The sequence below is a fragment of the Methylocystis sp. S23 genome, assembly GCF_054106005.1.
The window spans coordinates 1,011,701-1,020,994 of the sequence record NZ_CM134185.1; the positions used below are offsets into that span (position 1 = coordinate 1,011,701).

The following is a 9,294-nucleotide window of genomic DNA, read 5'->3' on the forward strand; positions in this document are numbered from 1 at the left end:
CGACATAATCATACTCATTCAGTATGAAATTAAAAGCGCCCTTTTCTCGTCCCCCGGGGCGCCGTCGTCGCGATCATTCGTCCCCTCGAGATTATCAAGCTGTTGACCGGCCGCAAGTTCCTCTGGCGTCGAAAATAATCCGATTTTGGCGAAGCAGGCGCCAAGGCGCGGCGACGCCGTGGCGACCGCGAAGGGGATGGCGGCGAGATAGCCGAAGGTGACCGGCAGCGACCAGATCAGCAATTGGGGCGAGACAGCGAGCCCCAGCGCGAGCAATCCGACGCCGAATAATGCGTGCGGCCAGAGGGCGCGCGCCGCGTCGTAAACGCTCAGGCCATGAGCGTCGCGCGACTGCCGGCCCCAATCGAGCGGGCGCCCGAAAGGCAGGGAGATCAAAAGCAAGCTGACATTGAAACTCGTTGTCGCGCCGACGACGAAGGAACTCACGAGCTCGATCGCCGCGCCGAGAAAAAATCGGAAAGCGCCGCCATAACGCTGTAATCCGCCGCGCGTCAGGGCGACATCCGCGAAGCCGGCGAGCTTCGGCGAGACGTGGAGCGCGAGAAACAGCAGATAAAAGACCTTCAGCGGCCCGCTCGGAAAATCGCTCGCGGCCTGCGCGGCGGCGAGGGGCGCAAGAAGAATGATCGCCGTCCAGGCCGGCGCGCCGATGAACATGCTCACCGCACAGAAAAGCTGGAAGCGGCTCATGGGCAGGAGCCCCGGCAGGCCCCAGAGTCCGACATATTGCATGTTGCCGCGGCACCAGCGCAGGTCTCGCGTGACGAAATCCAGAAGCGTTGGCGGATTTTCCTCATAGCTGCCCGTCTCGATCGGAAGCGCCCGCGACTCGAAGCCGGCGCGCCGCATCAGGACGGCTTCGATCTGATCATGCGAGAGGATGTCTCTTCCGTTCTTTAGGCTCGGCAAGCCGCAATGTTCGTGAAAGGGCGCGATGCGCACAATGGCGTTGTGTCCCCAGAAGGGCCCGCAATCGCCGCTCCACCAGCTCGCGCCCATCGTATAGCTGCGCATGCCGTGGCGCATGCCGAACTGGAAGATGCGGGCGAAGGCGGATCGCGACGGCGCGCCGACGACGAGGCTCTGCAAAATGCCGAGCCGCGGATGGGCTTCGCAAATGCGCGCCATGAACAGGAGCGTCTCCCCATCCATCAGGCTATCGGCGTCGAGCGGAACCATGAACTCGAAGCCGGCGCCGAAGCGCTCGCAGAAATCGCGGATATTGCCGGCCTTGTAGCCGCGATTGTCGGCGCGCCGGCGATAATGCAGACGATCGGCGCCCGCCTCGGCGCGCCAGGCGGCGACGGCCGCCTCCTCCTCCGCGGCGATCGTCGGATCATCCGTGTCGCTGAGGACAAACCAGTCGAACCAGCCGCCTTCGCCCGTGCGGTCGACGCTCTCCCTGACGGCGCGCAATCGTCCGATCGCGCGCGCCGCGTCCTCGTTGCGGATCGTCATGAGCATGGCGATGCGCTGCGTCAGATGCGCGCCGCCGCCCTCTCCGGCGGCGATGAAAGGCGCGGCCTGAGAGAGGCCGTCGCGGCGCCCATGCAGAAGCCAGAAGCCGAGCGCCGCGTTGCAGACGCCGAGAACGTTCCATGGCGCGGCGACGGCGAAGGCCGCCAGGATCGCCGCATCCGCCGCGCTCCATCCCCCATGCGACAAGAGGGCGCCGAGCCAAAGCAGCAGCCCGGCATACACGGCGGCCGCCAGCGCCGCGACGAAACGGCGCCGCCATGCGAGCTCCGCGACGCTTTGCAACCCGGCCGGCGTGCGAACAGACATGATTTCCTACTCAATGCAGGGAGTATTCGCTGGCGCGGCCAACGGCTTTCGGTTAATTCTCCAGGTTTGATAGACGAGACTCCCGCAAGGGTCGAGATGAAATCCGACAACCGCACTGAGAAAACAGCGCGCGCTCTTTGGATGGAAGGCCCCCGTGAGGCGGCGATCCGGCCGGCGCCGCTGCGCGTTCGCGAGCCGGGCGAAGCCCTTGTCGCGACGCTCTGGAGCGCGATCAGCCGCGGCACTGAACGGCTCGTCTTCGAGGGACGCGTTCCGCCGTCGGAATATTCGCGCATGCGCGCGCCCATGCAGGAAGGCGATTTCCCCTTCCCCGTGAAATATGGCTATTGCGCCGTCGGTCGCGTGGAAGACGGCCCCGCCGATTGGCTGGGCAAGACGGTTTTCTGTCTGCATCCGCACCAGGATCGCTTTATCGCGCCGATCGACATGCTGCGGCCCGTTCCGGCCACGACGCCCGCGCGACGCGCGACGCTCGCCGCGAATATGGAAACGGCCCTGAACGCCGTCTGGGACTCGGGCGCCGGGCCGGGCGACCGCATCATGATCATCGGGGCCGGCGTGCTGGGGCTTCTCATCGCAGCGCTCGCCGCGCGGCTTCCCGGCGCGGAGATTACGGTGACGGATATCGACCCGACGCGCGGCGACATTGCGCGTCGCTTCGGGGCGCGCTTCGCCGCGCCCGCCGATATCGACGCTCCGGCCATGCAAGCCGACGCCGTCTTTCACACGAGCGGCTCCGCGCAGGGTCTTTCGTTTGCGCTCGCATGCGCCGGGCTGGAAGGCGTTATCGTCGAGGCGAGCTGGTTCGGCGACGCCGCGCCCGAAATTCCCCTGGGCGGCGCCTTTCACGCAAATCGTTTGCGACTCGTTTCGTCGCAGGTCGGGCATGTCGCGCCGACGCGCCGCCCGCGCTGGCCTCATGCGCGCCGGCTCGACAAGGCGCTCGAACTGCTCGACGACGCGCGGCTCGACGAGCTCATCACGCGGGAGGTCGCGTTCGACGATTTGCCGCACGCGCTTTCCTCGATCCTCGCCGCCGGCGCGTCCGGTCTGGGAACCGTCGTGCGCTACTGAGAACATCATTCGACTGGAGACAAGCATGTATGCCGTAGAGGTTCGCGATCACATCATGATCGCCCACAGCTTTCGCGGAGAATTGTTCGGCCCGGCGCAGCGTCTGCATGGCGCGACCTTCGTCGTGGACGTCGCCTTCTTTCGAGAGACGCTGACCGACGACGCGGTCGTCGTCGATATCGGGCGCGCCCATGACGCCTTGAAGGCGGCGCTCGCGCCATTGAACTATCGGAATCTCGACGAGATCGAGATTTTCAAGGGGAAGCAGACGACGACCGAGTTTCTCTCGCGCCACGTCTTCGACGCCATGGCCGCGGCGGCGCGCTCGGGCGCGCTGGGTTCCGGCGGCGAGGGCGTCACGAAAATCCGGGTGACGCTGCACGAGTCGCATGTCGCCCGCGCCTGGTTCGAGGGACCTGTCGCGGCGTGACGCGGATTCTTTTCGCGATACCGGGCGATCTCTCCGCCCGGACAGGCGGCTATGAATATGACCGGCGCATCCTTGGCGCGGCTCGCGCATTCGGCGCGGAAATGATCCATCTTCCTCTCGCGGGGCGCTTTCCCAACCCATCGCCGGAAGATGCCGCCGCCGCCGTCGAGGCGCTCAATCATGCATATCGGCCGGCGGACGTCGTTCTCATGGACGGCCTCGCCTGCGGCGCCCTGCCGGAAGCCGCCATCCGTGAGATTCGCGCGCCGGTTATCGAGCTGTGCCACCATCCGCTCTGCCTTGAAGCCGGATTGAGCTGGGCGCGCGCTTCCGCCCTCGAGGAAAATGAGCGCCGCGTTCTCGCCGCCGCCGCGCATGTGATCGTAACGAGCCGGCATGTGCGCGGGACGCTCGAAAGCCGCTTCGGCGTCCCGCCGGACAAGATGTCGATTGCGCCGCCGGGAACGGACCCTGCGCCCCGGGCGCGCGGAACCGCGCATCCGCTCTCGCTCCTGGCTGTCGGCTCGATCATCCCGCGCAAGGGTTTCGACATCCTCGTCGAAGCGCTCGCCGGGCTCGCCGATCTCGACTGGCGCCTGACCATCGCCGGCAGCCGCGATCACGCGCCCGGGACGGCGCGCGCGCTACAGGCGCTAATTTCGGCGCATGGCCTGACGGCGCGAGTCGATCTCGCCGGCGAGCTCTCCAGCGGCGCGCTGCAAGCGCTTTTTGACGGGGCCGACATCTTCGTCTCGTCGTCGCTTTACGAGGGATACGGCATGGCGCTCGCCGAAGCGCTCGCGCACGGCCTTCCCGTCGTCACAACGACGGGCGGCGCCGCCGCGGAAACCATTCCGGACGGCGCGGCCTTGAAAGTTCCGCCGGGAGAGTGCGGGGCGTTGCGATCGGCGCTGCGTTTCGCCATGACGAATGAGGCCTTGCGGCGCCGTCTCGCCGAGGCCGCTTGGCGCGCCGGCCGGCGATTGCCCCGCTGGGAGAACGCCGCTCGCATCATCGTCGAAGCGGCGCGGCGTGTCGGAGCGCGCGCCATATGACGTTTTCGAAAGAATGGCTGGCCCTTCGCGAAGCCGCCGACCATCGCGCCCGCAATCCGCGCCTGAGAGACGAGGTCTCGTCCTACTTCGCCGGCCGCGCGCATGTGACGGTCGTCGATCTCGCCGGCGGAACCGGCTCCAATCTGCGCGGGCTCGCGCCCTTCATCGCTGCGCCGCAAAGCTGGCTGCTTGTCGATTACGATCCGGTTTTGCTCGCCGCCGCGGGGGAGACGCTCGCCGCATGGGCGGCTTTGCGCGAGTCGCGCGGGCGTCGACTCGCGGATGTCGCATTCCGTTGCGTCGATCTCGCAAGCGCGCCGGAGGCCGCTCTCGAGGGGCGGATCGACCTCGTAACTTCCGCGGCCTTTTTCGATCTCGCTTCGCGAGAGTGGATTTCGTTCTTCTGCGGCGAAGTCGCGCGGCGCCGGCTGCCGCTTTATGCCGCGCTCACTTATTCGGGTCAGGAAATCTGGGAGCCGCCTCATCCGGCGGACGCGGCGGCGCTCGCCGCCTTTCATGCGCATCAGGGACGAGACAAGGGCTTTGGCCGCGCCGCCGGGCCGCGAGCCGGCGCCGCGCTCGAAGAATGCTTGCGGGCGCATGGCTATCGCGTTTCGACCGCCTATTCGCCCTGGCGGCTCGGCGAGGACGATCGCGAGCTCATCATGGCCCTCGCCGATGGCGCGGCGCAGGCGATTGGCCAGACCGGCCGGCTCGATCCGACCGTCGTTGAAGACTGGCGCCAGGCGCGGCGAATCGCCGCCCGCTGTGAAATCGGCCATCTCGACCTCTTCGCCGCGCCGGCATAAAGCGCGCCGCGATCCGCCCCCCTCGCGGCGCGATTAGCTGCGTTTGCCGAAGAGCGACATGCGCGAGACGAATCCGTCTCGCTTGCGAACATGAATAACGGCGCCGGCAATGTGAAGAAGCGCCAGCGCGCCGACCAGCGCGCCGCAGAAAAAATGGAGTTGGAAGAGACTTTTCGCCAAGCCCGAATCCTTGGCGAGAAGCGCCGGCCCTTCGCCGACCCAGAAGAAAGACGGCCCGAGCCCATAGGCCGACAAGGCAAGCCAGCCGATGATCGGCGTCGCGAGCAAGAGCGCGTAGAGCGCGCGATGGACCGCGACCGACAGCAGGCGCTCCATTCGCGAGAGAACCGGCGCAGGCCCCGGCCGCGCACGCCATCGGTTGATAACGCGCAAGATCGTCAAGACCAACGCCGTCAAGCCGAAAGACTCATGAAGAACGAAAAGCCTGTCCTGCGTCTCGCCCGGCGGGAGCCGCGCCATGGCGAGACCCGACGGGACAAGGAAGAAAACCAGAAGCGCGACGAGCCAATGAAGGCATTTCGCCGGAAATCCGTAACCGCGATCCGCGGCCATGACGCGCCCCTCGCTCAGTTCGCGCCCTGTCGGCGGTCCGAGAAATCGCAGTCGAAAAGCACGTCTCCGCCCCCGAGGACATGAACTTCCGATCGCGGCCGCAAGGCGAGATCGAGTCGCTGGATGGGAGGAAGATCCAGACCGGTTCGACCGGACCCTATGATCAGAGGCGTCACCAGAACATGCAAACGGTCGATGCAGCCGCTCTCGAGAAAGGCGGCGACCGTACGCGCGCCGCCTTCCACCAGAATTCGGCGCAATCCCCGCGCATAAAGCGCGTCGATGATCGCGGCCGGTGGGATGACGCCGTTTTGGGCTTCGATCCTGACGGTCTCGACGCCGTCGGGCGTCATCGCATCCGTGGCGGTGACGAGGATGCGCCGCGCGCCGTCTTGCGCCAGCCATTTTCCGTTTCGATCAAGTCTTCCCGCCGGATCAATGACGACGCGCGCGGGGCTTCTGCCGGAAACGCGACGCACGGTGAGTTGCGGATCGTCCGCAACGACCGTGCCCGCGCCGATGACGACCGCATCGACATGGGCGCGAATCCGGTGCAGATGGTCCAGAGCCGCCGCGCCGCTGATATTGCGGGACTCGCCGCTTGCGGTCGCGATGCGGCCGTCGAGCGACTGGCCAAGCTGGCCGACGACGAAGGGGCGCTCGGGCGAGGCTTCCCGAAACGGCGCGAAGATCGCTCTTAGTTGGGGCTCCATGTCAACCGGGAGCGGAAAACGGATGACGACCTGCTCCACGCGTTCACTCCCGAATAATCTCTTTGGAGACCATTTATCCTACCAATTTTATGTAGTATTACAACCGCCGGAGTTTACAGGCGGATCGAATGAGCGAAAAATTCGGATGCGAAGCAATTGGGGAGATCGAGGTCGAACGCGCAATCGCCGAGGTCCGGGCCGGAAGGCCGATCCTTCTACGCGACGAGTCGCGCCAAGTGTTCGTCCTCGGCGTCGAATCCCTTGAGGCGGGAAATGTCGAACATATCGAAGCGATCGCGCGCGGCGCGGCGCATCTCGCGCTCGCGCCCGCTCGCCTGAAGCGCCTCGGCGCCGAGCGCCAAGGCGCGGGATTTGTCGCGCTTCCATCGATCGACCTCGCGCGCATCGCGACGCTCGCCTGCGATCCGCAAGCCCGTCTCGACGCGCCCGTCATGGTCGCGCCGTTCCTCTATGAAAGCGCATTGCAGCTTCTTCGCCTCGCCCATGTCTTGCCGGCCGCGCTGCTCATTCCGGCGCCCGACGCGGCGGCGCGTGGACTTCTCGCGACGACGGCGTCGCATGTCGACGCCTTCCGCCGCGCGCGAGAGCGGCGCCTGCGCATTGTGAGCCGCGCGCCGGTCCCGCTCGAAGGCGCGCCGAATTCGGAATTCGTGCTGTTTCGGGGCGGAGAAGGACTCCGCGATCAGGTGGCCATCATAGTCGGGCAGCCGAAGCTGGAAGAGCCGGTCATCGTGCGGCTGCATTCCGCCTGTCTCACCGGCGATCTTTTCGGCAGCCTCAAATGCGACTGTGGCGATCAGTTGCGCCACGCCGTGCGCTACATGACCGAATATGGCGGCGGCATATTGCTGTATCTCGACCAGGAAGGACGCGGAAACGGGCTCTCCAACAAGATCCGCGCCTATCAGCTTCAGTCGTGCGGCTTCGACACATTCGACGCCGACGAGATTCTGGGATTCGACGAAGACGGGCGCACATTCGCCTTCGCCGGAGAAATGCTGAAGCAGCTCGGCGTCTCGAAAGTCCGTCTCATGACCAACAATCCGAAGAAGATCGGCGCATTGGCGGCCGCCGGCCTCGTCGTCGCGTCGGACCACCGGATTATCGGCCGAAGGAACACTCACAACATGCGATACCTCGCCGCGAAGCGGGATCGCGCCGGACATCTTCTCGATTAGGCGCAGCCCCCTCGCCATGGCGAAGGGGCGTCGTCTCATCGCGCGTCGCGATAAACGCGATAGATCGTTCCGTTCGCATCCTCGCTGACGAGGAGCGAACCGTCCGGCGCGACGGCGACATCGACCGGCCGCCCCCAGACGCGCGCGTCGTCCAACACGAAGCCCGTGAGAAAATCCTGATATTCGCCGGTCGGTCGTCCGTCCTTGAACTTCAGGCGAACGACCTTGTAACCCGTGCGCTTCGCGCGGTTCCATGATCCGTGCAGCGCGACGAAGGCGTCGCCTTTGTACTCCGCCGGAAACTGATCGCCCTCATAGAAGGCGATGCCGAGCGGCGCCGAATGTGGTTGCAGCAGCACGTCCGGAACGGCGATCTTGTCCGCGAGGTCGAGACGCGCGCCGGCATGCCTCGGATCCTCGTTTCGACCAATATAATACCAGGGCCAACCGTAAAACGCTCCGGGCGCGACGCGTGTGGCGTAGTCCGGCGGCAAATCGTCGCCGAGCATGTCGCGCTCATTCACCACGCACCATAATTCGTCGCTATTGGGACGCAGTTGCAAACCCGAGCAATTGCGCAGACCGTTCGCATAAACGCGCTTGTTCGCGCCGTCGGGGTCGAAGGTCAGAACCGCGGCGCGATCGCGTTCGGGCCCCCAGGCCGCGCCGACGCCGTTCCGCGCTTCGAGCTCGGCCACTTCCGCCGGCGAAGGCCTGACATGCCCGTCCGCGACATTCGACCTCGATCCAACGGCGACGAAGAGCGTCTTGCCGTCGCGCGAAAAGACGATATCCCGCGTCCAATGACCGGTTTCGCCTGTCGGCAAGGGGCCGGCGACAAGCTCGGCCGGACCGGACGCCTTCAGATCGCCCTTGCGATACGGAAAGCGCACGACTTTCGAGACCGTGCCGACATAGACATATTTCGGGTCGGGACCGGGAGGGTAGAATGCGACGCCATAAGGACGCTCGAGATCGCTCGCGAAAATTTCGCTCTGCGAAGACTTGAGCGCGCCGTCGGCCAATCTGAAGGCGCGGATGCGGCCCGCGCTGCTTTCGGAGACGAACAGATCGCCATTCGGCGCGAAGCGCAGGACGCGCGGGCCGGTGAGCCCCTCGATGAATGTCTCGACCTTGAATCCGTCAGCCGTCTTCGGCGCGGCGCCCGCGGGGCGCGGGGCGATTTGCGACCGTTCCGCCTTCGGCTCGCTGGCGAGCGGCTTCGGCAGGTCCGAAGGCGCGATCTTGCGCCATTGCCCCGGACCATCCGTCCGCCAATCGCCGAAAGCCGCGACGCCGATCCGCGCAAGCTCGGGCTCGGACTTCGATTGAAGCGGGATGAGCGACGCGCCAAGCGCGAGTGAAAGCAGCAACGTCGTCGAAAGCGCCCTTCCGGCCATTTTTCAAACTCCCATTCCCATTTATATCCTACTATAACAATAGCGTTATTGGCGCAACAGCGAGAACGAGAGGCGATCGTCAAATCAACTTATATAATTGTTTATACGAGTATTTATCACAGACATATGAAATGGCGCGCCTCGGCGTGGCCTTTTTTGGAGAATGGTTCTTGCCTTATTTCTATCTATTAGATAGCTTTATCGTCTCAACTTT

9 protein-coding genes are annotated in these 9,294 nt (G+C 65.3%); 5 read left to right on the forward strand and 4 right to left on the reverse strand.

Annotation, left to right across the window (positions count from 1 at the left end; translation table 11 throughout):
• Positions 1–18: 18 nt before the first annotated feature.
• Positions 19–1,806 (reverse strand): glucans biosynthesis glucosyltransferase MdoH, encoded by a 1,788-nt coding sequence (mdoH, locus tag ACV7JP_RS05250; protein ID WP_457798171.1) that lies wholly within the window; start codon positions 1,804–1,806, stop codon positions 19–21.
• Positions 1,807–1,947: 141 nt separating this feature from the next.
• Here mdoH and ACV7JP_RS05255 point away from each other — a divergent pair, with 141 nt between their 5' ends.
• Genes ACV7JP_RS05255 through ACV7JP_RS05270 form a run of 4 tightly spaced genes read left to right on the forward strand, consistent with a single transcriptional unit; the run spans position 1,948 to position 5,195 of the window.
• A complete protein-coding gene (locus ACV7JP_RS05255) occupies positions 1,948–2,901 on the forward strand; it encodes a zinc-dependent alcohol dehydrogenase (protein ID WP_457798172.1) in 954 nt (317 codons plus the stop codon).
• 25 nt (positions 2,902–2,926) lie between these two features.
• Positions 2,927–3,331, forward strand: a complete 405-nt coding sequence (locus ACV7JP_RS05260) for a 6-pyruvoyl trahydropterin synthase family protein (protein ID WP_457798173.1) — start codon at positions 2,927–2,929, stop codon at positions 3,329–3,331.
• Complete coding sequence (locus ACV7JP_RS05265) at positions 3,328–4,386, forward strand: glycosyltransferase family 4 protein (protein WP_457798174.1); 1,059 nt, start codon at positions 3,328–3,330, stop codon at positions 4,384–4,386. Before ACV7JP_RS05260 ends, ACV7JP_RS05265 begins: the two co-directional genes overlap by 4 nt.
• Positions 4,383–5,195, forward strand: a complete 813-nt coding sequence (locus ACV7JP_RS05270) for a class I SAM-dependent methyltransferase (RefSeq protein ID WP_457798175.1) — start codon at positions 4,383–4,385, stop codon at positions 5,193–5,195. Before ACV7JP_RS05265 ends, ACV7JP_RS05270 begins: the two co-directional genes overlap by 4 nt.
• A 33-nt stretch (positions 5,196–5,228) precedes the next feature.
• Here ACV7JP_RS05270 and ACV7JP_RS05275 read toward each other — a convergent pair whose 3' ends face one another.
• Together ACV7JP_RS05275 and ACV7JP_RS05280 are read right to left on the reverse strand one after the other, a co-directional pair.
• The gene (locus ACV7JP_RS05275) at positions 5,229–5,768 is read right to left on the reverse strand and encodes a cytochrome b (protein WP_457798176.1); all 540 of its coding nucleotides are present in this window, start codon (positions 5,766–5,768) and stop codon (positions 5,229–5,231) included.
• 14 nt (positions 5,769–5,782) lie between these two features.
• Positions 5,783–6,520 (reverse strand): RibD family protein, encoded by a 738-nt coding sequence (locus tag ACV7JP_RS05280; RefSeq protein WP_457798177.1) that lies wholly within the window; start codon positions 6,518–6,520, stop codon positions 5,783–5,785.
• Positions 6,521–6,609: 89 nt separating this feature from the next.
• Between ACV7JP_RS05280 and ribA the strand changes: the two genes are divergently transcribed.
• Positions 6,610–7,680, forward strand: a complete 1,071-nt coding sequence (gene ribA, locus ACV7JP_RS05285) for a GTP cyclohydrolase II RibA (RefSeq protein WP_457798178.1) — start codon at positions 6,610–6,612, stop codon at positions 7,678–7,680.
• Positions 7,681–7,715: 35 nt separating this feature from the next.
• On the opposite strand, the gene ACV7JP_RS05290 is transcribed toward ribA, so the two are convergent.
• Positions 7,716–9,080: a PQQ-dependent sugar dehydrogenase gene (locus ACV7JP_RS05290; RefSeq protein ID WP_457798179.1), complete on the reverse strand. Its 1,365-nt coding sequence runs from the start codon at positions 9,078–9,080 to the stop codon at positions 7,716–7,718.
• Positions 9,081–9,294 lie beyond the last annotated feature (214 nt).